Origin of the sequence: Streptomyces griseorubiginosus (genome assembly GCF_036345115.1) — a bacterium.
GTDB lineage: Bacteria > Actinomycetota > Actinomycetes > Streptomycetales > Streptomycetaceae > Streptomyces > Streptomyces griseorubiginosus_C.
Genome location: NZ_CP107767.1, coordinates 45,908 through 72,299 on the forward strand (window position 1 = coordinate 45,908; position 26,392 = coordinate 72,299).

Consider the following 26,392-nt stretch of genomic DNA (forward strand, 5'->3'; position numbering starts at 1 on the left):
CCTCGCGGTCTGCCGTTGGGCGGGGTGCGGGTAGCGCCCTTGAGCGGCGAGGTAACGCTGTCATTCGTCGGCCGCGTCGCCTCCCGCTACCGGCTCACCGCCAAAGAGCTCGTCGGCGCGCTCATCGACGCCAAGCGCCGCCCCAACCTGTACACAGTGCGACCCGACAGCGAAGTGATCTTCAACACCGAGGCCCGAGCAGTGCTCGCCGCGTTCTGCCGCGTGCCCGAAGAACACCTACGCCACGCCCTGCCGACCTGGGACACCGATCTGCCCACAGGCAAGCCCGGGAGTGGGCCGGCCGCCTGGATCCGCACCGCCGACACGATCGCGCCGACCGGCCCCGGATGCCGGGCCTGCACCGCGACCGCCACAAAGGGAGCAGGGACAGCGCGCCGCTACCTCCTCCCGCACGGCCGGGTCTGCCCCACGCACCGATGCTGGATGTTGGAAACACCCGTCGTTGACGAAGCGACAGCGGTGCCCGGGCAGCTGGACCTGCGGAATGTGCCGCAGATCGTGGCGGCTCAGCGCCGTCACGTGCGCCTGCTGCGCCGCTACCCGCACACCGCCGAGGCCTTCACCACGGCGCAAGCGGTCCTGGCGTCGTGGTGGGACAAGCCCTGGCCGGAGGAAACCGCCTGGCCCGAGCGGCTGCGGCAGATGACCCACAACACCGACGCCGCATGGCGCGGTGCGGCGCGGGACGCGGTGACCTACCCCGAAGCCGTCACCCTGACCGCGCTCCTGGCCGACCCGGGCGTGCAGGCGCAGTTGCTCGCTGACGCCGGAACTCACCAGCCGCACGCGCTGGCCGACGTCCCCGGCTTCCCCAGTGAACTGGCCCAGCGCCTTCAGCGGCCATGGCTCGCCGATCGCCTCGGTGCCCTCACCACGGGCCCGCTCAACGCCTGGGTACGCGCCTGTATCCGTACCCAGGCCGGACAAAAGCCGAAGACACGCAGCATGTGGCACGTCTCCACGCCCCACCGGCCCGCACCGGTCTCCCGGCTCCTGACCGAAAGCCGGCCCGGGAACCAACCGACGCCGAAGCCGCAACCACTGTCGGCAGCGGATACCGAGGCTGCCGCCGAAGGGTTCGCGCGCGGCCTGCGCCACGCCCGCACCTACGCCGCCGAGCACGGCCACCTCTGCGTCCCCTCCAAGCACGAAAAGGACGGGTTCCTCCTTGGCCTGTGGCTGGGCAACCAGCGCGCCGCGGGCCCCCAGCTCTCCCCCGAGCGCAGCCAGGCTCTGTCCGACCTCGACCCGTGGTGGAACCCGCCGTGGAGCACCCTGTGGCAGCGCATCTACCTGCGCGCACGACAGCTGCTGGGCTCAGGGACCACCCTCCGACCCGAGCAGGGCTTCCCCGGCACCAGCGAGAATCTCGGCACCTGGCTGTACCGGCAGTGCCAGGCCTACGACAGCCTCCACCCCCAGCAGCGCAAGCTGCTGGCCCAGATCGGCCTCACCACCGAAACCGCCCGCCACGCACGGCCGCGCCACCGCAACCTCGCCGAAGCCCGTGACCAGGGCCTCGACCACGCACGCGCCTACTGGAAGCAGCAAGGGCACCTGTGCGCCAGCGCTGCCGATACACACACCGGCTTCCCGATCGGCCAATGGCTGGCCAACCTCCGCGTACGGGCCAGACGCGGCATTCTTGACCTCGCTGTCGCACAACAACTCGACGCGATGGACCCGTGGTGGGCACCACCCTGGCCCTCCGACTGGCAACGGGCCTGCTACAGGGTGCGCGGCCTCGTCCGATCCGGTCACACCCTCGACCCCGAAAACGCCTTCACCTCCTTCGACGACGAACTCGGTCAATGGCTCTACACCCAATGTGTCGGCTACCGGGGCCTGGCCGTGGAACAGCGCAAACAGCTCGCGGCCCTCGGTCTGACCTTGCAGACCGCCGCTACCGCACGCCCCAACCCCGCCGCCCAGAAGCCGTCCCTGGAAACCGGGCTCCACTACGCCCGCTCCTACGCCGCCCAGCACGGCGACCTCAACGCATCACCCTCCGACCGGCAGGACGGTTTCCCCGTCGGAGGCTGGCTGGCCCGCCAGCGGCACCAGGCCAACCTCCACGCCGACAAGTTCACCGCGCCCTACCCGGCCGACCCGCTCCTGGCTGCCATCGACCCCTGGTGGAACCCCCCGTGGAACGGGGACTGGCAGATCAACCACCGCGCCGCCCGCACACTCGCCGAAAACGGCCTCACCCTCCTCCCCGAGCAAGGATTCCCCGGCACCCCCGACTGGACCGGGCAATGGCTCTACACCCAGTGCACCGCCTACCAACGCCTCCACCCCGGACAGCAGCACAGGCTCACGCAACTCGGCATCACCGCCGAAACCGCCCGCACCGCACGCCCCCGCCGCGTCACCCAGCAAGCGCAATTCGACACCGGCCTGGATCACGCCCGCTCCTACGCCGCCCAGCACGGACACCTCGCCGTACCCAAGACCGAGAGCCACCACGGCTACCGGCTGGGGACATGGCTCGCCGACAAACGCCAACGAGCCGCTAACGGCACACTCCCCCACAGCCGTGCCGAAGCACTCAACGCCCTCGACCCCTGCTGGAACCCTCCCTGGGGTCTGCCATGGCAGACCACCTACCACGCCGTCAGAACCGAGACGCGCGGGCACGCTCTGAACGCGCAATCAGGCTTCCCCGGACTCCCCCCAGACGCCACCCGGTGGCTGCTCACCCAGTGCATCAACTACGACGACCTCCACCCGGGCCAGCGTGAGCTCCTCACCGGCCTCGGTATCACCGCCCAGGACGCCCGCGCCGCCCGCCCGCAGCAGGAAACACGCACCCGCCCCCGGGCCGGCACCAGCCGCCCACGCCCCACCACCGTCTCGTCATCCATCGACGGCGGCCTGCCCTACGCCCGCACCTACGCACAAACGCATGACGGCCTCGGCACCGCCCACTACGACACCGAACACGACGGGTTCCCCCTGGGCTGGTGGCTGTACGAACAACGCAAACGCGCCAACGCCCACACCCGCCGCACCGGTCGGCCCTGGCCCCACGCACACGCACTCGCAGCACTCGACCCTTGGTGGAACCCACCCTGGAGAATCAGCTGGCAGCACATGTACACCGGGCTCCTTTCCACCCTGGCCGAACACCAGCGCCCGTCAGCAAGTCAACGCCACTGGCTGACCACCCAGCACACAAACTGGCCCATGCTCCACCCCGACCAACGCACACTCCTGACCACCAGCGGCCTCAACCCCACGAACAAGCACCTACCAGCGACCCAGCCAAAGTGACCAGCAACCAAAAAACCTGAACGGCCATCACACACAACAAAAAAACACCACGTCAGAACCCCCGGCACCCGTCTACAACCACAAGCGGCCACCGATGACTGGCTACGTAGGTGAGAACGAGGAACGCTTGTAGCCGAGTCTGGAGACCGTCAGCTCGTCGGTGGTGCTTGGAATGTTGGTGAGTTCTGAGAACGCCTCTTCCGCGTGCCGGGGCAGCCTCGCGGTCGATTCGGTCCCTGAGGTGAAATGGGGTGCTTGGCGTCACAGGGCAGCAGTAGAACTGGAGTGCGTGGTGGGGACGATACTCAAGGGCATGAGCCGTGTTCGGTGGCATGAGTTGACGCATGCGTATGGATCAGCGGAAGAGGTTCCGGGCCGGCTGTCCCGGGTGGCGTGGGGTGACGCCCGGACGAGTGCTTCAGCACTGAGTGATCTTGGCCTGTGGCTTGGCGAGCTGGCTGTCTTCGACGCGACCGTCGAGGCGGTTCCGTTTCTGTGGGATCTCGCGGTGACCGACTCCGTCACCAATCGGTCGGGCGTGATCGAGTTGCTGCAGACGATCCTGGAACACGCCAATCCTCCTCAGATCACGGTGCAGCACGCAGCTCACCGAGCCGTGCTCGACGGCAGGAGCACGGCCGACGTGCTGGCTCGTGACGCGGACGCCGCCGTCCAAGCCGCGGGGCGCAACCTGGTGACCGCGATCGACAGCCACGTCTGCGAGTCCTGCCGTTCGGCCTAACGGCAGGCCCACTCTTCCTGCTCCGGGGGCATCCGCCTCAGCCCGGCTGAGAATCGTCCGGGGAACTGGTCTCAGCTGATGCTCTGCTGCTCGGCGCGGGCACGGGTGGTGGCGAGGCGGTAGGAATCGGTGCCGGTCTCGATGATGGTGCCGTTGAAGGTGAGTCGGTCGACGATGGCCGCGCAGAGGCGGGGGTCGGTGAACGTCTTGGTCCAGCCGCCGAAGGATTCGTTCGAGGCGATCGCCACGCTGTTCTTCTCCTCCCGCTCGGTCAGAACCTGGAAGAGGAGTTCGGCGCCGCGGCGGTCGAGTTCCATGTAGCCGAGCTCGTCGATGCACAAAAGATCGACGCGGCCGTAGCGGGCGATGGTCTTGGTCAGCTGCTTCTCGTCCGCAGCCTCGACGAGCTCGTTGACCAGTTTCGTCGCCAGCACGTACTTGACCCGGTAGCCGGCCATCGCGGCCTCGGTGCCGAGAGCGATCAGCAGGTGGGACTTGCCGGTGCCGGAGTCACCGATCAGGCAGAGCGGCAGACCCTTTTTGATCCATTCGCACTTGGCGAGGGTGTGGATCATGGCTGCGTCGATGTTGGGGTTGGCGTCGAAGTCGAACTTGCGGAGCGCCTTGTCGCGGGGGAACCCAGCGGCCTTGATACGCCGTTCGGAGCGTCGGCGTGCCCGGTCGTCGCACTCTGCGAGGAGGAGCTCGGCGAGGAAGCCAAGGTAGGACATTTGCTCGCGTTCGGCCTTCTCGGCGAGCTCGGGGAACTGGGATCGGATGGTGGGCAGCCGCAGCATCCTGCATGCCTGATCGACGGCGGTGGTGGCGGCCTGTTCGGTGAGTCCTCGCTGGCGGAGAAGGGACACGGCGTTCTCCTCAAGGGGTAGGGCGGTCGGATCGGCGGAGCCGCAGAAGCTGGTCGTAGTGGGCCACGGAAGGCAGCGGGCGTTTGTCAGGCGGCAGACGGGCCCGAACGGCAGCGGGCAGTGGAGCGATTCCGGGCCGGCTCCCTGGAAGGACTGGCAGCGGCGGATCTTCGGGCTCGGCGTCGGCCGCTTTGCGGGCCTCCAAGGCGACGGCGTCCGCGGTCAACGCCCCAGATTTCAGTGCTGCGGCGAGGCCGGTGATCAGGTGTTCGTGGGGCAGGTGACGGCTGAGGAGAAGGACTTCGATCAGGGCCCGGGTGCCCTCGCGTTCGCCGTGGGACTTCACGGCAGCCTGCCACCAGGCGTCGTGGATGGGGGTGAAGCGGCCGGCGGCACGGGCCTGGTCGAGGGCGGTGGCGCCAGGCAGGGCGCCCGGTTTGCGGATCAGGGCCTCCAGGTAGTGGTCGAGTTCGAGGCGGGTCGCGCCGCGGGCGATGAGCCGTTCGTGCCGGGCGACTTCCTCGCGGCCGTCGTAAACCACCAGCTCAGAGGCGTGCAGCATAACGCGGACAGTCCGCCCAATCAGGCGGACGGGCACGGAGTAGCGGTTCATCCGGACACAGATCTGGCCGTAGCGGTCGACCCGCGGGGTGGAGAGCCGGCCCGTCTCGAACGGCTCCTCCGGCAGGGGCACCAGCAGCGGCTGCTCGGCCGCGAAGTACTCGCCGATGGTGCGGGGACGGGACCGGATGCGGCGGATGTCGTCCTCCTGGTCCCACCGGTCGATCATCGCGTTGAGCTCGGCGAGCGTCTCGACTTCGGGAACGGGGACCAGGTGATTGCGGCGGAACCAGCCGATCTGGCCCTCGACTCCGCCCTTCTCGTGGGCCCCTCCGATGCCGGGCTGGCAGTAGAAGGCTTCCAGCCCGTAGTGCGAGCGGAAGGCAGTCCAGCGTTCGGCTTCCACCCGACGCCGTGAGAGGCCCAACACCTGGGCGACGGCGGCCCTAAGGTTGTCATAGCGGACCTTTCCGGTTGGCACCCCGCCCAGCACGTTGAGAGCGTGGACGTGGCCCTCGAAGAACGCCTCCTGGCCCGCCGAGGCGAAGATGCGGTGGACGGCCTTGCCCGAGTACGACAACCGGAACGCGAACAAGTAGCAGGTCACCAGCTCGCCGGCCAGCTTCACCGTGACGTCGCCGAAGTCGACTTCAGCCTCGGCCCCAGGCTTGTGGGTCTGCGGGACGAAGGCGTCCACGACTCCTTTGCCAGCCTGCAGGCGGATCTCCTCACGGCGGACAGCCACGTATCCGCGGACCATCTGGTAGGAGATGTCGACGGCGTCGTGCTCGTCCAGCAGCCGGTCGTAGATCCGTTTGACTGTGTGCCGCTGCTTCCTCGGCGCGGTCAGATCCACCGTGAGGATGGCGTCGATCACCGGCTTGTAGGGGTCCAGCCGCGTTTCACGCGGCCGCATCTTCTTCCGCGGCTCCGGCACCGCCGACACCAGAGCCCTCTGCACGGTTTTGTAGCCGACACCGTACTTCCGCTTGAGCGCCCGCAGCGACATGCCAGTCCTGGCATCACGGCGGATCGCCGCGTACAGATCGACCTTGGAGTTCGGCAGCACCCGGGCCCCCTCGTCGTGCAGAGCACAATCAGGGTCCCGAATCAAGTACCGGGGTGTTCTCGAAACTCAGCAACATCACTCTTCAGTGGAAGAGGGCGTTCCCGTGGTTGAGTTACAGGCGTTCTCGTAACTCGCCGACAAAGTCAGATGACAGACCCACCAGCACCAACCAGCTATCTGATCAACCCAGCTCAGACGCCCACCACATGCGCATGATCACTGGGCGGGGACAGCCGACCCGCAACTGCAGGCAGCCCAGCTGATCGGCCAAGACGCCCGCACCGATACCGTCCGCGGAGCCCGCCTGGCCGCGCTGCAGACCGCCGTACTCAAGACCGGAGCCGAGCACCGGCTGCGGCGCCTGCTGACTTTTCACTACCGCACAAGCGAAGCCGAGGCCTTCGCCAACGGCCTGCCGGCCGTAGCCAAAGCCCTGTGGGAGAGCGACCCCGAGGCGTACCCGGAGCCAGGCTCGGTCTGGGCGCAGTGGCTGTATGGGGAGCACAAGCCCGCTCACCGGCGTCAGGTACTGAGCGAGTTCACCGCAGGTGCCACCGCGGAGGGGGCGGTGATGGAGCGCTGCGTGCTGGCCTCGGTGCGGGTGCTCGGTGAGGGCGTGGACACCAAGAATTGCGATGCGGTGGTCTTCGCAGACGTGCTCGGGTCCACGGTCGACATCGTCCAGGTCGTCGGCCGGGCCCTGCGCATGCAGCCAGGCGAAGGCAAGACGGCCTCCCTGGTCGTACCCGTCTTCCTCAGCCCCGGCGAAGAACCCGACGACATGCTCTCCTCCCGCTCCTACGAAGGCCTCATCAAGGTCCTGACCGCGCTGCGCGCGCATGACACCGAGGCCGTCGAACAGCTGGCCACCCCACAGGCGGCATCCCGGCGGAAGCCGACTGCGGTCGCAGACGGTGGAGGACAGGGCGCGGTAGGAGCGGTCAGTGCGCCAGCAGGTGGGCTGCTGTCGTTCTCCACCCCGCGGGACCCCGCACAGCTGGCGGCGTTCATCAGCCTGCGAGTGCTGAAGCCGGAGACCGAGTTCTGGCGGCGCGGCCTGCAAGCCGCCCTCGCCTACCACAGCGACCACGGCGACCTGCGCGTCCCCTACGGACACCGCACACCCGACGGCTTCCCCCTAGGCGTGTGGATCGCCACCCAGCGCCAGGCCCACACCCGCGGCCGCCTCGACACCGAACGCGTCCAGCAACTCGACGAGCTCGGCATGATCTGGAGCCACGCCGACGTGGCCTTCACCGAAGGCCTGGCCGCGGCACGAGGTTGGGCTGCCGAACACGGCCACCTTCTCGCGCCCACCGACGCCACCTGGCAGGGCTATCCCCTCGGGCAGTGGCTGAAGAACCAGCGCGCAGCAGCCCGCCGCAGCAGCAGTACAGCCGGTGCTGGGAAGGCTGCGGGGCTGGACCGGGAGCGGCGGCGGGCACTGGAAGAGATCGATCCCGCCTGGTGCCCCGCGTGGCCGGTGGTGTGGCAACGCTGCTTCCACCTCACCCGCACCTACCGCACCGCCGGCGGCGCACTACCCGATCACGATGGTCAGCTCATCATCCAAGGCGAAGACATCGGCCGCTGGGTCCAAGCCCAGCAAACCCAATGGGGCACCCTCAGCGCGGTCCAGCAATGGCTCCTGACCGAGATCCTCGGCTTCACCACATCTGAGGACAAGCAGGCACCAGGCTCAGGGGCGCCGAGGCCGAAGCGCACCCGGGCGCAGATCTGGGCCGCCAACCTCACCGCCGCCCGTCAATACGCCGAACGGGAGGGACACCTCAACGTTCCCCGATCCCACGTCGAGGAAGTCGACGGCACCGATCACACCCTCGGCATCTTCATCGCCAACCAACGCGGCCGCCGTGCCAGCCTCGCCCCTGAGCGGATCGCAGAGCTCACCGCACTCGGCATGCGCTGGGTTTAGCGTGAGTCCTCCCTCCTCGGTTGATGAGTGACGTCACAGGCCAGGTCCGGCCGCGGTGTCGGCGCCACCCTCTTCGTGTGTCTCGTAGAGGAAGACGCCTAGTGTCGATGCTGCGCCAACTGCCAGGCGAGCGTGGCGCGACGTAAGGCGTTGGTTGGCCTGTGCTTTGGATTTGCCGTGCCCCGTACCGTAGGCGTTACGCAGCTCGGCGGCGCCCTGAACGAGTTGAGCCAGGTTCATCATCATTCGCTTGAGCGTGTCTGCTGCGGGGGCAGAGGCATCAAGCTGGCCTGGTTGAAGATGCAGACACTTGGTCGTCTTGCGGACCAAAACTAGAACGTCGTCGCTCTTGGCGTGGGGTTCCTGCTGTTCATCGAGGATCGTCTTGCAAATGCTTTCGATGAACTCCTTTGCCGTCCCGATCGCAAGTTCGGGCTCCGCAGAGATCGCCGCTTCCATGCGCGTGACCTGTTGCGCAATGTACTCCGCGTCCAGGCGGGTGGCTGCAGCATGCGCGTGGCTGATCGCGCTGTTGGGGAGGCCGCCCAGCAGCGTGGCTGCATAGACCGGGCGTCCAGACATGCTCCCCTGCGGCTCAAGAACCCATCCATCACGCCGAAGGATCTCGTTGAACGCGGAGACCATAGTCTCAGCGTGTTCTGGAGTAGCGCGCACCACTGGGTGCACCATCTGCGACAGGAAGCCCAGGAGCTTCTCGTCGGGACCCCCGTCTAGCTCGAAGCGGGCATCGGTAAGTACCCACTCCTCAGACCAGTCGTAAGGGTTCCTGTAACGATGTTGCTGGATATCCTCGCGGGCAGTGCTGAAGCGGTAGTCCTCCGACGGCAGGGCATCTAGGTCGTACAACCGTGAGAGGAAGGCAATCTCGTCCAAGCGCCCATGCCAGGCCAAGCCCGAGGTTCTGATGTAGTCGAAGAGATCACGACGGGTCACCCGTGTGATCCGGTGCCCCGGGCCCGGTCGATCTTCAGCAGGCGTAGTCATCGGCTAATCATCGTGGGCTTGCCCTGTCGCCGCCGCAGGTTTTCACCAGAGCTGTCACCAAATCTCCGCCTAAGCCGAGGTATGCCGAGTCCCCCATGGAGCGAAGGTCTGATACGTGATCTTCAATTCGTCCAGATGAGAGCTCACTTCGGCGTGCTTGGAGTAGGGGTAGGCGATCGTCAGCAGTTTCCGGGCGCGGGTGATGGCAACGTAGTAGACGCGGAGCATCTCGTTGGTTTGGGTGTGGTGGAGCGGGTTCGCCCAGGCTTCGAGGAGGTCGGTGACGTCCTGGGGGCGGGAAAGGTGGATGAGGACTGCTTCGGCTTCGCTGCCTTTGGCTTGATGGACGGAGGAGCTGCGCATCGTGGTCGGCGTCGCTTCGTCGTCGGGTGTGTCCAGCAGGCCGATCAGGGAGCGGATGGGCTTGTCCAGGTCGGCATTGGCCAGGTATGGAGCTGTAGGGGTGGCGAGTTCGGTGCCAGGAGTGGGCAGTTGGGCCTTCAGTACTGCTCGTGCTTGGCTGCGCCAGATTCTGGCGGGCGAGGTGTCCACCGGGGGTAGTTGAGACAGCAGCATTCCCGCGCGCCTACGCATCAGCCCGGCCGGGATGTCGCGCTGGGCGAGGGTTTCCGCGACCGGGCCGTCTGCTTCGGGATACCAGTACGCGCTCAGAAATGTGGTTGCCATGGCCAGCGCGTGGGCGCGGGCGGTGGAGGTCGCGTCGTCTGATGCGAAGACAGCGGCACACCAGGCCAGGGCGATGGTGCTCGGTTCCTTGGGCAGGTGAGGGGCAGGCTTGGAGCGGGCCTTGGGGATGGCGCTGTTGCGGTAGGCCACGGCCAGGCAGTCAGCGGCGTCGATGCCCTCCTCCGCGGCCCTGTCCAGGAACGCCTCGCTGGCTGCTTGGGCGTCAGGGAGCCCGGAGGGGTTCTTGCGGTTGCTGCCGTAGGGCAGCAGGAGGACTGGGGTGGTGTGGGCGTGGTGCTCCCCCACGCACAGGTCCGGTGTCTGTCGTGGGGCCGGGCGCAAGGTTGCGGCAAGTTCGCAGATGGGTGGGCTGCTGCGCCAGTTGCCGTTCAGTTCAAGGTCGTTGTTGATGGCGCTGGTGAGGGTGTGGAGGTCCGTCGGGCGGGCGTCGTTCCACTCGTAGATGCCCTGGTCGGTGTCGGCGACGATGACCAGAGGGATGTCGGCACCGTGCAGGTGGCCGAGGATGGCGAGGTCGAGTGCGGAGCAGTCCTGGGCCTCGTCGACGACGATTTCGAAGAAGCGCTCGCGAAGCAGGTCGGTGACGGCGGGGTTTCTGACGTGGTCGAGTGCAGCGATGCGGAGTTCGTGACCGGTCATGTAGCCGCGGGTCTGCCAGAGGAACTCCTGCTTCTTTTCCGCTTGGACGATGAAGTCCTCCGCCGTCATGGCGGCGTTGTGGAGGTACTTGTCCGGTTTGGGCCAGGTGACGAGCGTCTGCCGGGTGGAAGGGTCGTAGGTGAACTTGAAGGCCGACAAGGGTACCTTGCGCTTGCCCCAGCCGACGACGGCTGAGGGGACCTGGTCCCAGGACAGCACGTGCTGCCACGGCGGCGTGGCCGGGAGGAAGGGACGGACCAGGTAGCGCCACAGGAAACTGTCGAAGGTCCCGATGTAGTGGGGAAAGGACGTCAGGTCGGGGCGGTTGCCGGAGCAACGCTCGCGTAGTTCGTCGGCGGCGACGTTGGTGAAGGAGATCAGGGCACGGCCGGCGCGTCGCGGGCCGGGTGGGGTGAGGCAGTGGCGGTCCACTAGAATCCGGGTTTTGCCTGCTCCCGGGCACGCGCGGACGAAGACGGGGGCCGCGGCGTGGACGGCCTGTTGCTGTTGGTGGAGGGCGTGGTTGCGCTGAGCCTCGAGGTTGGTCATGCGGCGTTCTCGTCCACTCCTGCGATCCAGCGGATGGCTGTGGCCAGGTGGTCGGGCACCACAAAGCCGTCGGGCTTTTCGCTGAGGCGCTCGGCGAGGCGGTAGGCGTAGTCGCCCTTCGGCAGCTTGATCTGGGAGGTGAACAGGTTCCCGAACGCAGCTGCCTGCTCTTGTGGAGTGGTGGCGTCCTGTACCGGCTTCCAGTGGTGCTGGGATCTGGGGCGGAGGTCGAAGAAGACCTCGGCGAGCAGGTCGTGGTTCTCGGCCCGCATCAGTTCCGGTTCGAGGGTCGGCTTGCTCTCCGCGATGTGGAAGGCGCTGGACGGCACGTCCCACTCCTGCAGGTGTCGTGCCAGGTAGGTCGCGCGGTTGAAGCCGACCTCGAGGGCCTCGTCGTCGCTCGCAGGATCGGCGGCCTCTGGCTCGCTGGCCGCGGTCTCCTCGGTGGACTCGTCGTCGTCGGAGTCCTGGGCGCTTTTCCTCTTGCGGGGATCCTGGTCAGTGATGAGAACGACGCGATCGGCGATCCGGACGCCGTCCACGTCGGCGAGCAGCGCGCGCATGTAGGGCTTGAAGTCCACTCCGTCGACGGCGACGATGCAGCTTCCGCGGAACACGGCCTTGGCTCGTCTGCGGTCGGCCTCGTCCGCGATGGCGCCCAGGACGATGTTGGCGAAGGCCGGCATCAGCAGGGCCTCGGCCAGGCCCTCCACCAGGACCACCCGGGTGCCGAAGAGCATGGCGCTCTTGGTGATGTCGAGGTAGCGGTCGAGCTTGGCCGGTTCGTGCTTGGCGAAGGGAATCGCTGCTACCGGTACAGCAGCAGTCGTAAACGCAAAGGCTGCAGGCGGCGTCGGGACGCCGCTGTCACCTTGGTTCGCGGCTTGCGGACTGGAGGGCGCGAGCACTCCCGCATCCGCTTGCGCCGGCACGGTGGCTGGTGCTGCTGGCTTCGGGTTGGGTGTGCGACATCGTTTGAGGACCACCAGGTCCTTGACCGTGGTGGCCGCGGCCAGCACCGGGGAGTGTGTGGTGATCACGACCTGGATCCGGCCGAGCGGGGTTCCCTCGGCTTCCGGGCGCGCCTGCTGTGATTGCAGGGCCTGGGTCTTGAGATGGTCAAGCAACAGGTTCTGCAGCTGGGGATGGAGATGGGCCTCGGGCTCCTCGACCAGAAACAGCGTGAGGTCGGCGCCGCGGGCCGCTTCAAGTTCGGCCAGCACGGTGGCGATGTAGAGCAGGTTGGCGTAACCGAGGCCGGAGCGGGCGATGTCCTCGACCGCCAGGCCTTCATCGCCCATACGCGTGCGCAGTGCCCGGGCGATCGACACCAGGGTGGGGTCGGCGAACGACAGTCCCATGTGCTGGGGGTGCGCGCCGGCTGTGAGCAAGGCGAGGGGATCGTTGATGCGCTTACGGGTGGCCTCGATCTTGTCGTGCTGCTCCAGGCCACGGAAGTGCTCGGCCTGCTCCTTCTCGAACTCCTTGATGGCCTCTTCGGCGCCCAATTCCGCGGCAAGGATCAATCGCAGCCGGTTACCGGCGCTTGAGGCCAGTTCCTGTTGGGCGTTGCGCATGGGGGGCAGGTAGACATGCCGGATCGTACGGCGCGCCTCAGGTTCCGGGTCATCCAGGAGCCGGCCGGCTGACCACACCGGTCGCTGCGGCCGGGTGTCGGCGGCAGGGCGCGCAAACTGAACGGTGTAACGGGCGCGGTGGCCACCCAGCAGGCCAGGCTCGTCCGCTGCGGGCACCAACGCCTGCAGGTGTGTGGCAGCCTCGGCAGCTTCCATGCCGCCGTAGACCGCAGTGAGCTCTGCCCCGGCCTCGGCCCACGGGTGAACGTCCTCGGCCTCCCACCATCTGCTGCGCCGCCCATCAAGCGGATCGGTCAGCAGCCGGAGCGCATCGATGAGATTCGACTTGCCGGCATTATTCTCCCCCACCACCACCGTGACACCCTGCCGCAGCGGAACATCCGCACTCAACAACGACTTGAAACCCTTAGCCCTGACCCGCCCCAGATACAACATCCACCCCTTATCTCCCGGCGAACACTACAAGGGGTGGTCGAACCACAAGGCACAAACCAGCAAATCCGGGGCGTTAGGTACCGCCCCTGTCTCGCCCCTGATGGTCCGGTCCGGTGATGCTGTTTCGAACTGGCACCACGCCCGCAGGGGTATGGGCTGCCTCAGGCCGAGGTCCACGCGGCGGCATCCTAACGCCGCGGATTCTGGAAGGATCATCGCGAGCGCGCAGCCAATGGTGGGGGCACAGAGTGAGGATCAGCAGGATCACGGCACAAGGCTTCTTGTCGTTTGCCGAGTTCGACTTGGACTTGGACCAGGGCCTGACCGTGGTCACCGGCCCCAACGCTGCGGGCAAGTCGAACCTGTGCCAGGTACTTAGCGCTGTATCCGCGGTCCTGAATCGCCACCTCGAGCCGAAGCAGCGCGACCTGCTCTCCCTGTACGAGCAGGCCGGCCACCACGGGGCCCCCACCTTCACGTTGACGGTCTCCTTCGAAATGGACCAGCCATGGGAACAGAAGCTGGTCACGGACTTCGTGAAGGCCTCGTACATCAGCGTCGCCTGCAAGAAGTACGACGGGATGGGCCCCAGCACTGCCGAGGTGGAGGAGGCCGCCGAAACCCGCATCACCGGGGACTCAGTGGCCGCACTGTTCCAAGGCACACTGCGGTTGGACTTCGACTCACACAGACGCAGTGGCTGGTCCTGCGCCTGGCAGTTCATCTACGGCGGGGACCCCTTCCATATCCAGTTGGAGGGCCCCTGGCCGGAGCAGCTCCGCCCCGGGGCAGCCCAGGGCTGGAAGACCGTCGCCATGGAGCAGGTGACCGAAGACCCTCCGCCCGAACTCGTTGATTTCCCGCGCATCTTGGACCGGCTTGAGCAGCCGGTCATGTTCAACGTGCCCACGCTCAACGACGCGTACAGCCCTCGGCCCGTCTCCATGACCGCGCTTGCCCAAGCGCTGCAGCTGACCGAGCAGCATTCCGTACCCTTCGTCGCGGTGCTCGGCAAGATCTGGGCCGCGGGCGTCTCGGTGACCGTCAATCGGCGCCTGCCCGCGCGCCGGAACTTCTCCCTCAATGAACTGGCGAGCGCGCTCGATCTGAGCGACGGCAGCCAGGTGTCCGCCGAGTTGTACAGACTGAAGAACGGTACGCGTGAACAACGCGAGGGCTTTTGCAAAGCCCAGAAGATCTTTCACACCATCACCGGGGCCCACCTGGAAGTCCAGGCATCCCCCGAGACGGACGGGCTGGCCATCGATGTCGTGATCGACGCCGGCCGTGGTGAACGCCGTGCTGAGTTCAGCGGAGCAGGACTGCAGGAAGTCGTCTTGCTGGCGGCCCTGACAGCAGGTGGGTCCGGCCGCGTCATCGTTCTAGCGAACCGGCGGTCCAACTGCATCCGACCATGCAGCGACGCATCGCCACAACTGCCCTGCGTGACGTACAAGCCCTCCTGATCACCCACAGCGCGGACCTGGTCCCGGTAGTCACGGAGGCCGATCTCAAGCGCATCGTCCGTCTAGCCCCCGGGCCGGACGGAGCGACCATTGTCCGGCGCGCCCCGGCCAGGGCCGCCTCGGACCTGGCTGGCTGGATCCAGAACCTAGCCGCAGCTGACACCAGGGCCCTGCTTTTCGCCCGGGCGGTAATCCTCTGCGAGGGCGCGTCGGAGACCGGCGCCCTGGGCCAATGGTGGAACACCGACACCCAGCTGGGACCGGAAGCGGCCAACATCCCCCTGCTGGATGTCGGAGGCCAGAACAACTTCGGCGGCTACATCAAGTACCTATCCGCCTTCGGTGTCCCATGGGCAGTCGTCGCCGACGGGCCAGCCCTCCGCAACACCAGCGCACTCGCCAAACAACTAACCAAGCAGCAGCTTCGCCCCCTCAACCCTCCCGACGACGCAAACGACTTCACCGCCTGGACCGATTACTGGAAAGCCGCAGGCGTGTTCACCCTCGCCGACCAGTTCGGCGACGACCGCAGCAAGTCCGGCGAACTGGAGGCGTACCTGCGACGCCTGGACCCCCAGATCCTCGACCAGGCCCAGAGGGACACCACCAGCAAGCCGCGGGTGGGCGCCCTCTTCGCTACCCGCTACCCCCACGGAACCCCACCCGAGGTAGCCGCGCTGTACAAGGACGTGGCCGCGCACCTGGGTCTCGACTGACGCCCCCGCGTGCACTCGGAGTCTTCACTGCTACTGAGGTCCTGATGAGTGCTTTGTAGCCGCGGTGGCAGCGGTCCAGCGTGGTCCCCGACAGGTCGGACCCGGGGAGACGAGCCCTGCGGGCTCGTGGAGGGGCAGAAGTGGGTGCCACTGCAGTGAGTAAGGCAAGATCGACATGCCCGCCGGTGGTGGCCATCACATGGGACATAAGTTCTCCGGCAGCGGATGGCATCAGTAGGGGGGCTGTTTGTAACGGCCTGGGCTGCGGAGGTGTAGGGGGCTCACCGGCGCGGGTACGGTTCCCGCCTGGCTGCGGCTGACACTGTGGCCATGGGGGTGAGGGGTGGGGAGCTGTCCGAAGAGAGCCTGGAAGCGTATCCGGCCATGCCGGTCGGAGGGACGAACCCGTCTAGGAGCGGCGTGAGCCGGGTGACCCGATTCCTGTGCGCGGCCGCCTACAACCATCGTGAGTCGTTCCGGGCCGGCATCCTGCAGCGTCTGACGCTGCCGACCGAGCGTTTCCTGCCGCCCGCTTACGGGGTGGATCCGGGAGCGGTGGCCTGGCATTGCGTCCGGGCGCAGCGGCTGGATGCGGTGCGGGAACTGGCGACGCTGGCTGTGCTGGCAGTGGCGTTGTGGGTGGAGCCGGTGTCAGCTGCCTTTGTGGTCTACGTTGGCACGGCGCTGTGCCTGCGGAGCTACTGGCGGCAGCGGCTACGCCTGCATGTGCCGAAGCCGTCGGGTGTGAGGCAGTTGGCGGTGCCGGCCCTGACGGTGATCGTGGCCTTGTCCCTTGTCGTCTATGCGGCGTTGCTGGTCTACGCGGCATGGTCCGGGCTGGGTGGGCAGGTGCCGTGGCTTGCTGCGTGGTCGGCTCCGGCCGTTGCCGCTCAGGCGGCCGGCACGTGGGTGCTCGTGGGGCTGCCAGCCGGGTGGGGCGTGGTGGCGGCTGCCGAGCGCAGGGTGCGCCGGCGGCGCTGGCAGGAGATTCGCACCGCGAAGCGGCTCGGCCCACCGGAGACCCGGGGGTTGTGGGGCGTGATCGAGACGTCCACCGCCCGGGGCTTGCGCCGATTGTCGCAGCTGGAGCAGGTCACCCACGTCGAGTACGCCGACGACGCCTTCTACGGTGCCGGCGACGAGCTGGAGCAGTTTCCGCCGTGGTCGTTCGCCACACAGCTGCGGCGGCAGAAGCCCCCCGCACCGCCGGATGCCGGGGCCGGGCGTCTGCGGCTGGTCAAGCCGCCCGAAGACAGCGGACCGCTGCTCAGCCACAGCGAGGTCATCGATGCCATCCGTGAAGGCATGCAACGGTTCCGGGCCGGAGAGGCCAGAGCCGGCGCCCGCCTGCAGCAGCTCACGATGCGGGACTACGTCTTCGCACCCCAGGGCCACCCGGCGCTGATCGGCAAACGGCCGCCCGGGGACGTCCTTGCCGACGAGGACGAGGAAGCCCGGCACATGCTCGGCATCCGCGTCGGCAGTTGGGAGGAGGACCTCAGCACTACCACCTTCGTGCGGGCCACCACGCACGGCGACATCCTGTACCTGGAGGTCTCCGTGCGGGTCCTCCTCCCGGTACAGAACAAGTACCGCTGGTCGATCCGCACTATCGACGCCGGCGTGCTCAGCGCGCTGTGCGCCATCCCACGCGACATCCTGCTCGCCGTGCCACGCCACGCGTGGCAGCTCGCACGCCGGTTCCGCCTGATGTGGGGGAAAGAGCCGGAGCCCGCAGAGCGCAGCGCGGCCCAGGCCGAAGGCTGGGACGTGCCCGCGCCTCCCCTGCACATCAACTCGCTGCGCGAGCAGGTCGCACAGCCAAGCCCGCAGAACATCTTCCAGCGCCTGGACATCGAGCGGTACGTCAAAGCCGTCGAGCACCGCCTCATCTCATCCGTCCAGGACCTCCTGGAACGCAAGGGTCTGGAGAGCGACGAGTTCACCGCCCGCGTCAGCCAGGTCTTCAACACTGGCGTGATCATCAACGGCGGCGTGCAGAGCGGCTCCATCGCCGGCGGCCACACCGTGGCCCAGACCAACCAGACGACCGTCCAGCCCAGCACCCCCTCCAGCCCGCAGGCCGGTACCGCATCCCCCGGCCTGCCGCCCGCCTGACCTGCTGCGCTGCAAGCACCCTGCTACGAGAGGACACCCATGGCCACACCGGACGAGCACGGCATCATCGGCGTCAGCATCTCCGGCGGCACCCAGCACGGCCCCATCGCGGGCGGCTACCACGTCCAGCAGACCAACCAGACCATCCGCATCAACGACGAAGCGGCCCAGGCCATCCGCGACCACGTCGCCGCCATCCGCCAAGCACTCCCCCAGCACCACGACCCCGCGGTACGGCAAGCCGTCTCCACCGCCCTCGCCCACGTCGACGACGCCTTCACCGCCCCCGGACCCGCCGACCCCCAAACCTTCCTGCGCCGCCTCCAAGCCGCCGGGCTCTTCCTCACCCGCACCATCGAAACCCACCCCGCAGCCACCGCCCTCCTCTCCCAGCTGATCCCCCTCGTCACCGCCATCGCCGGAAGCGCGTAGAACAGCAAGGTTGAAACAACACGGCCGACGCTCACCGATGGCTGCATGCTCCGCCTCCGGTACAGGGCCAGGAACGGGGTGAGGGTGTCGATGAGAACCCGTACCTGCAGCAGAGTGCCGTCAGTGGCGACTTCCGGTGCCTGGGCAATGGCGCGACGACTGCGAGCAGTGCGCAGAGGCGGCCGTCGGCGGCTGCCTGCGGGAGGTCCCGCAGGGATGGAGGTCCATGCCTCACCCAACGACCCACCCCGCCGCGCGCCCAGCGGGCGCTCGCAGAAGCCATGACCCGATCCAGCGGCGCGGGCAACGGGACGCCTCGGCGATCAGCAGTCTTGGCGGACTATCCGATCAACTTCGATCCCGTTGCCCACGTTGCAATCGACGCCGAAACCCCTTGCCAGCAGCGCAAATCCGTTAACTACCCGGCCTTGGGCCAAGGCCCCATCTTCCCTATCTGGAGGACCCGGCAACGTTCTGGTGCGCTTGAGGACTTCATACACCGTCAGGCAGCGTCAGAGGAGGGCGCAGCCTGGACCACGGCACTCAGGTAGTTGTCTAGGGCTTGGAGGTGCTGTGTCAGGACGGTGACGCGTTCCCGCAGCCGGTCCCGCTCCGCGGTGATCCGGCTCACGAATTCGGGGTCGCCGTACTGAGAGCACGCTGCGGCAGCCAAGCACGGGAGAACATCCCGGATGATCTCTGTGGTCAGCCCGGCTCCCAGCAGACCGCGGATCTGCTCAACCCTCTGCACAGCCGCCTCGTCGTAGGACCGGTAACCGTTCTCCTCACGAAGTGGGGCGAGAAGACCTTGCTCCTCGTAGTAGCGCAAGAGCCTTGTGGAGACGCCGACCTGCTCCGAAAGCTCCTTGATCCTCATCATTGCTCCTGTTGCCTGACATACATGTGAATCTCCTCAGATGGCGCCCCGTTGGAAGGAGGCTCTGTGGTCACGCGGCTCGTGCTCGGGCGGAGGACTCCAGGGCCGTGGCGAGCTGTTCCCTGTACTGCGCGATGGCCGCCGCACGGTTTGCTGTCAGTGCTCCTACGAGCCGTCCGTCGCGGTAGTAGGCGACGTTCAGCCGCCGCCGCTCGATGTCCACTTCCCGAGCCTCAGCTTCATCGGCCTCCCGCGGAAGACCGACTGCCCGGAAGCGGACGCCGAACTGAGTCGACCAGAAGGACGCGACGGGCCGGTAGATCGCCGGAGCGTGCGGGTAGAGAAGCGTGTGAGCCGCGGTCCGCGCCTGCTCCACCGCGTTGCTCCAGTGCCCAAGGTTCACCAAGCCCGAAGCGTGCGGATGAGGAAAGCGCGTGACATCACCCGCGGCGACGATGCTGAGATGCGGCCGACCGTTCGTTCCCACAACGCGTGCGTGAGAGTCGGTGACCAGGCCTCTGTCCAGCCTCAGGCCCGAGGTGGAGAGCCAGTCGGTATGGGGTGTGGTCCCCAGCGCCAGGACCACGGTATCTGCGTTCACCTGACGTGCCCCGTTAAGGGTGACCGAGGTGACGCGCTGACGTCCCTGCAGCGCGGTGAGCGTGGCGAACGGCACGAGGGAGACACCTGCCGTGCGGTGGAGTTCCGAGAGGAACGATGCCGCGTCCTCACCTATGACGCGGTGCAGTGGCGCGGGCCCCTGGAAGGTGAGGGTCACGTCGTGCCCCAACTCTGCGGCAGTCGCCGCAGCTTCGGTCCCGATGAATCCGCCGCCGACGACGAGGATGCGGCGCGGCCTCGTGCCGAGGTCTCGCCGCAGCGCTGTGGCGTCATCGAGGGTGCGGAGGGTGTGGACACCCGTGGCGGGGAGGGGGGATGGCCAGCGGAGTGCCCCGACGCCAGTGGCGATGACCAGACCGTCATACGGGACGCTCTGGCCAACGTCCAGGTGCACCGTACGCTCGCTGGGGTCGAGGTGGACTGCTCGCCGACCGTAAAGTTCCGTCAGTCCGAGAGCAGCCGTATCCGTCAGGGCCAGCGACGAGTGGTTCGCGTCAGAGGTGAGGAATCCTTTCGACAGGGGGGGTCTGTCGTAGGGGCTGTAGGGTTCCTCGCCGATCAGAGTGATGGGACCGACGTGTCCGTACTCGCGCAGGGCTCGCGCCGCGTTCAGCCCGGCGAGCGACGCACCGACGATGACGATACGCATCGGCTGCGTGGTCATCGTGTGGGCCCAGGGTTATTGCCGGTTGCGGCCTCCGGGTGTGCGCCGCCCTCGGTGGTGCGCTCGATGCGGATCGCACGCACGGGACATGCTGCCGCGGCGGCGACGACCTTGTCGTACTGGGAGACGTCAGGAGCCGGCTCGTAGACCAGGACGTCGTCCTCGTCGAAGGCAAACACCTGCGGTGCGGCGAAGACACACTGTCCGTGGCTCTCGCACAGGCCCATGTCGACGATCACTTCGAGGCTGGTGACGGGACGCTCAGGCATGCGCTTGTTCCTTCACTCGGTCGGGGGGTTGAAGCGGGAGAATTGAGGCGCACTCCAACGCAGCGGAGAGGCGTGGCCGACGCGGACAAGCTTTTCGACGGTGAAGTCCACGACTCGCTGTGCTCCTGGCAGAGCGGCCACGTGGTCCGGGTCCCAGTCCACGGATGCTGTGCCGGTGAGGTGCAGGAGGGTTCCTGTGGTCCAGTCGGGGATCAGCAGCCCTGCACGGGGATTGACTTCGAGGTTACCCAAGGTGTTGAACATCGAGTTGCCGACGTAGTCGGGCCAACGCAGGTGATTGGGTCCCAGGGCTTTGAGGAAGCCTGGGTTGCCGCCGCGGTGGGAGGCGTCGGCGTTGCCGACCGTGTCTGCTGAGGCGATGAAGAAGGTGTCCGTGCTGTGGACGAGGGTGATGTCCTCGGGGGTGAGCCCGCTGCCTTCGAGTGGATCGTCGGGGGTGGCCGACTGCCAGTGCGGCACCCTTTTCTGAATGTACTTGGGGCAATTGGCGTAGATCTGCTCGAGCTCGATCTCCAGGCCGTCCCGGGCGGGGCGCGCTGTGCCGTTCATGCGCATGCGCCGCCGCGTGCCGGGTTCTATGGCGATCATGCCGAGGCGGGCCGGTTCGGCGAGTGTGCGGTACAGGGGGTCGCTGTCTGAGAGTGTGGCGGCGACGCTCACAGAGGAGGGGCCGCTGACGGTGATGAATCCGGGATCTCCCGTCAGGAGAGACGACCAGACTTCCCCTCGTCTGTTGGCTGCGCCGATGAAGAGCACAGGCTGCTCGGCCAGGAAGGCCTGGGCCGCGTGCGGGATCTCGGTCATGATTGCGGCGGAGACAGCCTTGGCCATCTCTCGAAGGCCGGCTCTGTTCTGCACAGCTAGTTCGCCGCGGTGATACGGCTCCATGTCTGCTCCTCCCGATGTCGGCGTATTACGTGCTGCCGGCCCGTCGTCGACCCGTGCGGGAAGATCCCGCGGACCCGCGCGAGGGTGCGTACTGGGAGTCGGTGCTCGCTCATATGTAGGTGGTCTCGGTGCGCCGGGAGGCCCACACCCGGCGACTCGGTGCAGGCTGGAGCCTCCCGGCGTGATGGCCTCTAGAAGAAGCCGCAGGTCGGCTCCTGACCGGCCGGTGCGGGTGCACCTTCCGCGCCGGTGGGCACGTAGAGCTCCAGGCGAATGCCGTCGGGGTCGCGGAAGAAGATGCCGCCCGAGGTGGCGCCCTCGGCGTGTGCTGCGACGCCGTCATAGACGAAGTCCGTGTTCAGCTCTCGCAGTACCGCCTCGGTCGCGGCGATCTCCTCGAGAGTGTCTACCTGGAAGGAGAGGTGGTGAAGGCCGGCGGTTCCGGTGGCGAAGCCGTCCTCGCTCTGCTGCCACAGCGTCACAACGATCTCCTCGCCGCGGCCGAGGAACGCCCATCGGCGGCTGTCCTCCTTGCCCTCGGCAAGGGTCTCGAAGCCGAAGACCCGGGCGTAGAACGGAAGCGATCGGTCGAGGTCGGTGACGCTCAGGCCGATGTGGCCCGTCTTGAGGGTGGCAGAGGACAGAGAGGTAGTCATGAGGTTCCTTACACGAAGTGGATGCATCTGACCGGAGCGTGAGCCACTCCGCTCACCTAACCGGTCAACTTTAAGTTAACGGTTGCACGATCGAGTGTCAACCCTTAAAACTCTCTTTACAGGTGCAAGGTTCGGCTGTGTGATGGCATGGTCCCCGAACACGAAAGGGCACACCGCATGAACGCTCATCCCGCCCACACGGCCGACGCAGACCCCCGCCCACTTCTTGGGGAACCCCTGCCGCTGGACCTGCTGAACACGCGCTGGATTGACGACAGCGGTGCCCACGACCTGTTGGAACGCCCCGGCGGGCTCACAATCTGGCTCTCGTCCGCCGGCTGCGCCGACGATGCGCCCGACACCCAGGAAACCCTTGGCGCTCTTCTCGCCACACGGACCGCATTGAGCTCCCTCGTGACCAGCGAAGGACCCGGCCTCGAACGAGCGAGGGAGATGCTTAACGACACGCTTGCTCACGGACGTATTCGGCGCCTGCTGGGGACGACAGGCCCGGAAGCCGTCGTAGAGACCGACACCCCCGGCTGGCTCGCCGCGTGGCGCACCGCCGACCTCTACCTGCGCCTGCTACAGGAAGGGGCCGACCGCATCCGCAAGTGCGCCAACCCCGAGTGCCCTCTGCGGTTCTATGACACGACGAGGAACGGACGCCGTCGGTGGTGCTCTATGACAGCTTGCGGCAACCGCGCCAAGACCCGCCGGCACTACGAACGCCACCAGGGCAGTCTGAGGCAGAGCAGGACCCGCTGAAGTTGCCACCCCGCGACCCCGCCCCGTGTTCCGTCACCATCGGCTTCAGCGCTACAACCATCTTCCAGGACATCCGGCCGGACAATGCCGATCGCTGTCCCGCTCCTGCGACCCACCATAAGGACAGGCCACAGCCACGGCTGCAAGGACCGCAAAGGTGGCTCCTGCCTGAAGTGATACAGCCCAACGCTCAGGCCCCCGGACCGGCCTCCAGCAGGAATGACACTGCCTGGACTGCAGTAGAGGTCAACTTTCTGCCAACCACCAAAATACCGTTTCACGGTTACAGAAACGAGAGACGCTTCCCTTCCATCGCAGAGTCCCCGTGTCCGAACGCGCCTTCCATGTTGCGGCCGACCCACTCTGCAGCACACGGCGACCAGCACCCCTCGTCCGACTCGTGCGGGTACCCAAAGCGCCACTGCATGTCACTGCTTAGAGCTCGTAACGCGGTCATGTGAATCGTCTCTGATAAGCGTGTCCGGTGCGACGATCCCGCCGTTCGTGGGGTGTGAGTAGCAAGCCGCGGATCGTGGATGATCAGTTGTGGTCGCTGGTCGAGCCACTGCTGCCGAAGTGGCCGGAGCGGTCGCCGGGGCCGCGCCCGGTGGACGACCGCCGGTGCCTGCGGGGCGTCTTGTTCGTCCTGTACACCGGCATCACGTGGCAGCAGCTACCGATGGAGTTGGGCTTTGGCTCGGGCCAGACCTGCTGGCGGCGCCTGGGGCGGTGGCGCGAGGCCGGCGTCTTCGAGGCCCTGCATCAGAGACTTCTGGCCGAACTGAACGCGGCCGGACAGATCGACTGGTCGCTGCGCTTGCGTGGACGCCTCCCACGTGAAGGCGAAAAAGGGGGCGATGCGACCGGCCCGTCACCGGTCGATCGAGGTAGGACCGGCAGCAAACACCACGTAATCTGCGACGGCAAAGGCACCCCTTTCACGGTCATTACCACCGCGGCCAACGTCAACGACGTCACCCAGGCCCTCGCCCTGGTCGACGGCATCCCGCCCGTCGCCGGCCGCCCAGGACGCCCCCGCAGCCGGCCCGACACGCTCCTCGGCCACAAGGCCTACGACAGCAACCCCCTTCGCCGAGAACTACGCAACCGCCGGATCCAGCCGGTGATCTCCCGCAAGGGCAGCACGAACATCCAGGGCCTGGGCACACTCCGCTACGTCGTCGAGCAGACCTTCGCCCTACTGCACCAGTTCAAGCGCCTCGCAGTCCGCTGGGAACGACGCCCCGACCTCCACGAAGCCCTGGCCTCCCTGGCCTGCGCACTCATCTGTTGGCGGCGGCTGAGGCATCGATAACCCCCAGGCAACCGTGTGCACGACAGGACATGCTAGAGATCAGCGGTGACTTTCTACGAAGACTTGAGCCCCTACTCCGAGGAGCCGGAAGACACCTTCTGGGAGGGCGAGGGCACCCGCGTGGTGACCTTCACCCCCCGTTACACGCGGATCAACGTCGGCTGGCTCGCGGCCGACCACCCCTTCGACGTCGGCTCACCCCCTCCCGGCTTCGAGGAACAACTCGACCGCATCCTGCACGGCCAGTACGTCAACGCCGCCCTGGGGACGCACCCGTGCGAACTGTGCGACATCGCAGAAGACGACACGCCTCAAGCACCCCGCGGCAGCAGCGAGATCCGCGTCCCGGCATCACCCACCGAGGTCTTCGCCGCCCCCTTCCTCATCGGACACTACGTACAGGCACACAGCTACCTCCCGCCGAGGCCCTTCGTCGATGCGGTGCTGGCTTGCCACGACACCTGGCGCAACGGACCCCCGGCCCCCTGGCTCCCTGACGACGCCCAGCGACTCGACTTCGAGGCGGACGACTGAGCAAGATCGCGTTACGAGCTCTTGGGGAGACGGTCCAGATAGTCATCGATGGCCTGGACGTTCTTCGCCAGGCAAGCGAGGCGCTCGGCCATGCGGCTGCGCTCTTGCCGGACTCGACTCACGAAGTCGGGGGCAGGGTACTGACAGTTCGCTGCCTCGGCCAAGCAGGGCAGCACAGCCCTGATGATCTCAGTCGTCAGGCCCGCATCCAGCAAGCTGCGAATTTGCTCGACCCTCGCAACTTGGGATTCCTCGTAGTCCCGATACCCGTTCTCCTCGCGCCTCGGCCGTAGGAGGCCCTGCTCCTCGTAGTAGCGCAGCAGCCGGGACGATACGCCTGTCCGCTCGGACAGCTGCTTGATCCTCATCACAACTCCTTAGCGACGATTTGCCTTCTCGCTGGTGTCAAGGTTGGAGGGTAGTCGAGCCACCGCGACCGCGGAGCCCGACGTGAGCCCGGGGCCACGTCGCCCAGCTCTGACCTGTAGGAGATCTGCATGGCCGTTGCAGAATTGTTCGAACCGCTCACTCTCGGTCACGGTCCGGCGATGAGGAACCGATTCATGCTGGCACCGCTCACGAACCAACAGAGTGAGTATGACGGATCCGTGTCGAAATTCGATCAAGACTGGATGGAGCAGCTCGCACAAAGCGGCTACGCCCTGATACAAACCGGTGCCGCTACAGTCGAGGCCAGCGGCATTGCATATGAGCGGCAGTTGGGCATCCACTCTGATGAACATTTGCACGGGCTGACGCAGATAGCCACCGTGATCCGCGCCGGAGGCGGCCTCTCCGCGGTGCAACTGCATCACGCAGGGCATCGCGCCAGTCCAGAATTGGGGGGAGTGCCGGCACCGGCTTCCAGCCGCACACTTCCGGGCGTCAAAGCGCTGACAACGGACGAGGTAGAGCGAATCCGCGACAGCTTCATTGCAGCAGCGAGAAGGGCAGAGCTGGCAGGCTTCGACGGCGTCGCGCTCCACGGTGCTTTCGGCTGGATCCTCTCAGAGTTCATGTCCCCCCTCCTCAACGACCGCACCGACAAGTACGGTGGCAATACCGAGAACCGGGCTCGCCTCACGATCGAGGTGATCGAAGGGATTCGCAGGGAATGCGGCCCGGACTTTCAGATCGGTTGGCGCTTGTCAGTCGAGCGATACGGGCTGTTCCTGGAGGAGCTGCGCGAAATAACCGCTGAGATTCTCGACCGAGAACTGATCGACTACCTTGACCTGGCCCTGTGGGACTCAGCCCAGATCGTGCGAGAGGGAGCCTTCAGCGGGCAGACGATGCTCAGTGTCTTCACGAGCCTTCCCCGGAAGGGTGTACGGGTGGGAGCAGCGGGCAAGATCATGAGCGCCCAGCGTGCAGGGCAGCTACTTGATGAAGGTTGCGACTTTGTGCTGATCGGTCGTGCCGGAATTCTCCAGCGAGACTTTCCCCTGCAAGTAAAGAAGAACCCGGTGTATGACAGCCCAGAGCTGCCGGTCAGGGCGCAGTACCTGCGTGACGGAGGAATGAGCGAGCGCTTTATCAACCACATGCGGGGATGGCCGAGCTTCGTTCAGCGCTTCAGCGTGTGAGGGGAACCCCATATCGGGGACTACACTTCCGGGCCCGGCGTTCGCTCATCGGCCGG

21 protein-coding genes and 1 pseudogene are annotated in these 26,392 nt (G+C 66.8%); 11 read left to right on the forward strand and 11 right to left on the reverse strand.

Annotated elements, in window-relative coordinates:
- The first annotated feature begins 39 nt into the window (after window positions 1-39).
- Together OHN19_RS43570 and OHN19_RS43575 are read left to right on the forward strand one after the other, a co-directional pair.
- Window positions 40-3,297 carry a helicase associated domain-containing protein gene (locus tag OHN19_RS43570; protein ID WP_330294178.1) on the forward strand — a complete coding sequence of 1,086 codons (3,258 nt, stop codon included), beginning with the start codon at window positions 40-42 and terminating at the stop codon, window positions 3,295-3,297.
- A 313-nt stretch (window positions 3,298-3,610) separates the two neighbouring features.
- Window positions 3,611-4,039: a hypothetical protein gene (locus OHN19_RS43575; RefSeq protein ID WP_330294141.1), complete on the forward strand. Its 429-nt coding sequence runs from the start codon at window positions 3,611-3,613 to the stop codon at window positions 4,037-4,039.
- A gap of 71 nt (window positions 4,040-4,110) precedes the next feature.
- Here the strand turns inward: OHN19_RS43575 and istB are convergent, their stop codons facing one another.
- The gene (gene istB / locus OHN19_RS43580) at window positions 4,111-4,905 is read right to left on the reverse strand and encodes an IS21-like element helper ATPase IstB (protein ID WP_330294142.1); all 795 of its coding nucleotides are present in this window, start codon (window positions 4,903-4,905) and stop codon (window positions 4,111-4,113) included.
- A gap of 10 nt (window positions 4,906-4,915) precedes the next feature.
- Entirely contained in the window at window positions 4,916-6,475 is a 1,560-nt protein-coding gene (gene istA, locus OHN19_RS43585) for an IS21 family transposase (RefSeq protein WP_330294182.1), read from the reverse strand.
- Between the two features lie 550 nt (window positions 6,476-7,025).
- Here istA and OHN19_RS43590 point away from each other — a divergent pair.
- Entirely contained in the window at window positions 7,026-8,471 is a 1,446-nt protein-coding gene (locus tag OHN19_RS43590; protein ID WP_419249719.1) for a Helicase associated domain protein, read from the forward strand.
- A gap of 33 nt (window positions 8,472-8,504) precedes the next feature.
- On the opposite strand, the gene OHN19_RS43595 is transcribed toward OHN19_RS43590, so the two are convergent.
- From OHN19_RS43595 to OHN19_RS43605, 3 genes are all read right to left on the reverse strand, one after another.
- The gene (locus tag OHN19_RS43595) at window positions 8,505-9,476 is read right to left on the reverse strand and encodes an abortive infection family protein (RefSeq protein ID WP_330294143.1); all 972 of its coding nucleotides are present in this window, start codon (window positions 9,474-9,476) and stop codon (window positions 8,505-8,507) included.
- Between the two features lie 69 nt (window positions 9,477-9,545).
- Window positions 9,546-11,372, reverse strand: coding sequence for an ATP-dependent helicase (locus OHN19_RS43600; RefSeq protein WP_330294144.1), 1,827 nt, complete (start codon window positions 11,370-11,372; stop codon window positions 9,546-9,548).
- Window positions 11,369-13,405, reverse strand: coding sequence for an ATP-dependent nuclease (locus OHN19_RS43605; RefSeq protein ID WP_326569872.1), 2,037 nt, complete (start codon window positions 13,403-13,405; stop codon window positions 11,369-11,371). Before OHN19_RS43605 ends, OHN19_RS43600 begins: the two co-directional genes overlap by 4 nt.
- Before the next feature lie 248 nt (window positions 13,406-13,653).
- On the opposite strand from OHN19_RS43605, the gene OHN19_RS43610 reads away from it, so the two are divergent.
- The 4 genes from OHN19_RS43610 (at window position 13,654) to OHN19_RS43625 (ending at window position 18,137) form a co-directional block, all read left to right on the forward strand.
- Complete coding sequence (locus OHN19_RS43610) at window positions 13,654-14,871, forward strand: AAA family ATPase (protein ID WP_330294145.1); 1,218 nt, start codon at window positions 13,654-13,656, stop codon at window positions 14,869-14,871.
- Window positions 14,820-15,587 carry an ATP-dependent endonuclease gene (locus OHN19_RS43615; RefSeq protein ID WP_330294146.1) on the forward strand — a complete coding sequence of 256 codons (768 nt, stop codon included), beginning with the start codon at window positions 14,820-14,822 and terminating at the stop codon, window positions 15,585-15,587. The genes OHN19_RS43610 and OHN19_RS43615 overlap by 52 nt, the downstream gene beginning before the upstream one ends.
- Window positions 15,588-16,007: 420 nt before the next feature.
- The gene (locus tag OHN19_RS43620) at window positions 16,008-17,705 is read left to right on the forward strand and encodes a hypothetical protein (RefSeq protein ID WP_330294147.1); all 1,698 of its coding nucleotides are present in this window, start codon (window positions 16,008-16,010) and stop codon (window positions 17,703-17,705) included.
- Window positions 17,706-17,744: 39 nt separating this feature from the next.
- Window positions 17,745-18,137 (forward strand): hypothetical protein, encoded by a 393-nt coding sequence (locus OHN19_RS43625; protein WP_330294148.1) that lies wholly within the window; start codon window positions 17,745-17,747, stop codon window positions 18,135-18,137.
- Window positions 18,138-18,639: 502 nt separating this feature from the next.
- Here OHN19_RS43625 and OHN19_RS43630 read toward each other — a convergent pair.
- From OHN19_RS43630 to OHN19_RS43650, 5 genes and pseudogenes are all read right to left on the reverse strand, one after another.
- Entirely contained in the window at window positions 18,640-19,014 is a 375-nt protein-coding gene (locus OHN19_RS43630) for a MerR family transcriptional regulator (protein ID WP_329182708.1), read from the reverse strand.
- 70 nt (window positions 19,015-19,084) lie between these two features.
- Window positions 19,085-20,284, reverse strand: a complete 1,200-nt coding sequence (locus OHN19_RS43635) for an NAD(P)/FAD-dependent oxidoreductase (RefSeq protein WP_329182709.1) — start codon at window positions 20,282-20,284, stop codon at window positions 19,085-19,087.
- Window positions 20,285-20,364: 80 nt separating this feature from the next.
- Window positions 20,365-20,568: pseudogene (locus tag OHN19_RS43640) on the reverse strand (ferredoxin); the annotation flags it as partial.
- Window positions 20,569-20,580: 12 nt separating this feature from the next.
- Window positions 20,581-21,477 carry a pyridoxamine 5'-phosphate oxidase family protein gene (locus OHN19_RS43645; protein ID WP_326569879.1) on the reverse strand — a complete coding sequence of 299 codons (897 nt, stop codon included), beginning with the start codon at window positions 21,475-21,477 and terminating at the stop codon, window positions 20,581-20,583.
- Window positions 21,478-21,668: 191 nt separating this feature from the next.
- Window positions 21,669-22,133 (reverse strand): VOC family protein, encoded by a 465-nt coding sequence (locus OHN19_RS43650; protein ID WP_326569880.1) that lies wholly within the window; start codon window positions 22,131-22,133, stop codon window positions 21,669-21,671.
- Between the two features lie 177 nt (window positions 22,134-22,310).
- Here OHN19_RS43650 and OHN19_RS43655 point away from each other — a divergent pair, with 177 nt between their 5' ends.
- The 3 genes from OHN19_RS43655 to OHN19_RS43665 all read left to right on the forward strand — a co-directional run bounded on the left by OHN19_RS43655 (window position 22,311) and on the right by OHN19_RS43665 (window position 24,750).
- Window positions 22,311-22,901: a CGNR zinc finger domain-containing protein gene (locus OHN19_RS43655; RefSeq protein WP_330294149.1), complete on the forward strand. Its 591-nt coding sequence runs from the start codon at window positions 22,311-22,313 to the stop codon at window positions 22,899-22,901.
- A 511-nt stretch (window positions 22,902-23,412) separates the two neighbouring features.
- On the forward strand, window positions 23,413-24,216 hold the full coding sequence (locus tag OHN19_RS43660; protein ID WP_330294150.1) for an IS5 family transposase: 804 nt from the start codon (window positions 23,413-23,415) through the stop codon (window positions 24,214-24,216).
- A gap of 45 nt (window positions 24,217-24,261) precedes the next feature.
- Complete coding sequence (locus tag OHN19_RS43665; RefSeq protein WP_326569883.1) at window positions 24,262-24,750, forward strand: hypothetical protein; 489 nt, start codon at window positions 24,262-24,264, stop codon at window positions 24,748-24,750.
- Between the two features lie 11 nt (window positions 24,751-24,761).
- Here the strand turns inward: OHN19_RS43665 and OHN19_RS43670 are convergent, their stop codons facing one another.
- Window positions 24,762-25,118 carry a MerR family transcriptional regulator gene (locus OHN19_RS43670; RefSeq protein ID WP_326569884.1) on the reverse strand — a complete coding sequence of 119 codons (357 nt, stop codon included), beginning with the start codon at window positions 25,116-25,118 and terminating at the stop codon, window positions 24,762-24,764.
- A 129-nt stretch (window positions 25,119-25,247) separates the two neighbouring features.
- Here OHN19_RS43670 and OHN19_RS43675 point away from each other — a divergent pair, with 129 nt between their 5' ends.
- Window positions 25,248-26,336, forward strand: a complete 1,089-nt coding sequence (locus OHN19_RS43675) for an NADH:flavin oxidoreductase (RefSeq protein ID WP_326569885.1) — start codon at window positions 25,248-25,250, stop codon at window positions 26,334-26,336.
- Window positions 26,337-26,392: the final 56 nt, after the last annotated feature.

Coding starts and splice junctions, on each gene's coding strand:
- OHN19_RS43635 (WP_329182709.1), bottom strand. CDS start 20,284: ATGCGTATCGTCATCGTCGGTGCGTCGCTCGCCGGGCTGAACGCGGCG.
- OHN19_RS43675 (WP_326569885.1), top strand. CDS start 25,248: ATGGCCGTTGCAGAATTGTTCGAACCGCTCACTCTCGGTCACGGTCCG.
- OHN19_RS43650 (WP_326569880.1), bottom strand. CDS start 22,133: ATGACTACCTCTCTGTCCTCTGCCACCCTCAAGACGGGCCACATCGGC.
- OHN19_RS43575 (WP_330294141.1), top strand. CDS start 3,611: ATGAGCCGTGTTCGGTGGCATGAGTTGACGCATGCGTATGGATCAGCG.
- OHN19_RS43645 (WP_326569879.1), bottom strand. CDS start 21,477: ATGGAGCCGTATCACCGCGGCGAACTAGCTGTGCAGAACAGAGCCGGC.
- OHN19_RS43600 (WP_330294144.1), bottom strand. CDS start 11,372: ATGACCAACCTCGAGGCTCAGCGCAACCACGCCCTCCACCAACAGCAA.
- OHN19_RS43670 (WP_326569884.1), bottom strand. CDS start 25,118: ATGAGGATCAAGCAGCTGTCCGAGCGGACAGGCGTATCGTCCCGGCTG.
- istA (WP_330294182.1), bottom strand. CDS start 6,475: ATGTCGCTGCGGGCGCTCAAGCGGAAGTACGGTGTCGGCTACAAAACC.
- OHN19_RS43655 (WP_330294149.1), top strand. CDS start 22,311: ATGAACGCTCATCCCGCCCACACGGCCGACGCAGACCCCCGCCCACTT.
- OHN19_RS43625 (WP_330294148.1), top strand. CDS start 17,745: ATGGCCACACCGGACGAGCACGGCATCATCGGCGTCAGCATCTCCGGC.
- OHN19_RS43615 (WP_330294146.1), top strand. CDS start 14,820: ATGCAGCGACGCATCGCCACAACTGCCCTGCGTGACGTACAAGCCCTC.
- OHN19_RS43605 (WP_326569872.1), bottom strand. CDS start 13,405: ATGTTGTATCTGGGGCGGGTCAGGGCTAAGGGTTTCAAGTCGTTGTTG.
- OHN19_RS43630 (WP_329182708.1), bottom strand. CDS start 19,014: ATGAGGATCAAGGAGCTTTCGGAGCAGGTCGGCGTCTCCACAAGGCTC.
- OHN19_RS43595 (WP_330294143.1), bottom strand. CDS start 9,476: ATGACTACGCCTGCTGAAGATCGACCGGGCCCGGGGCACCGGATCACA.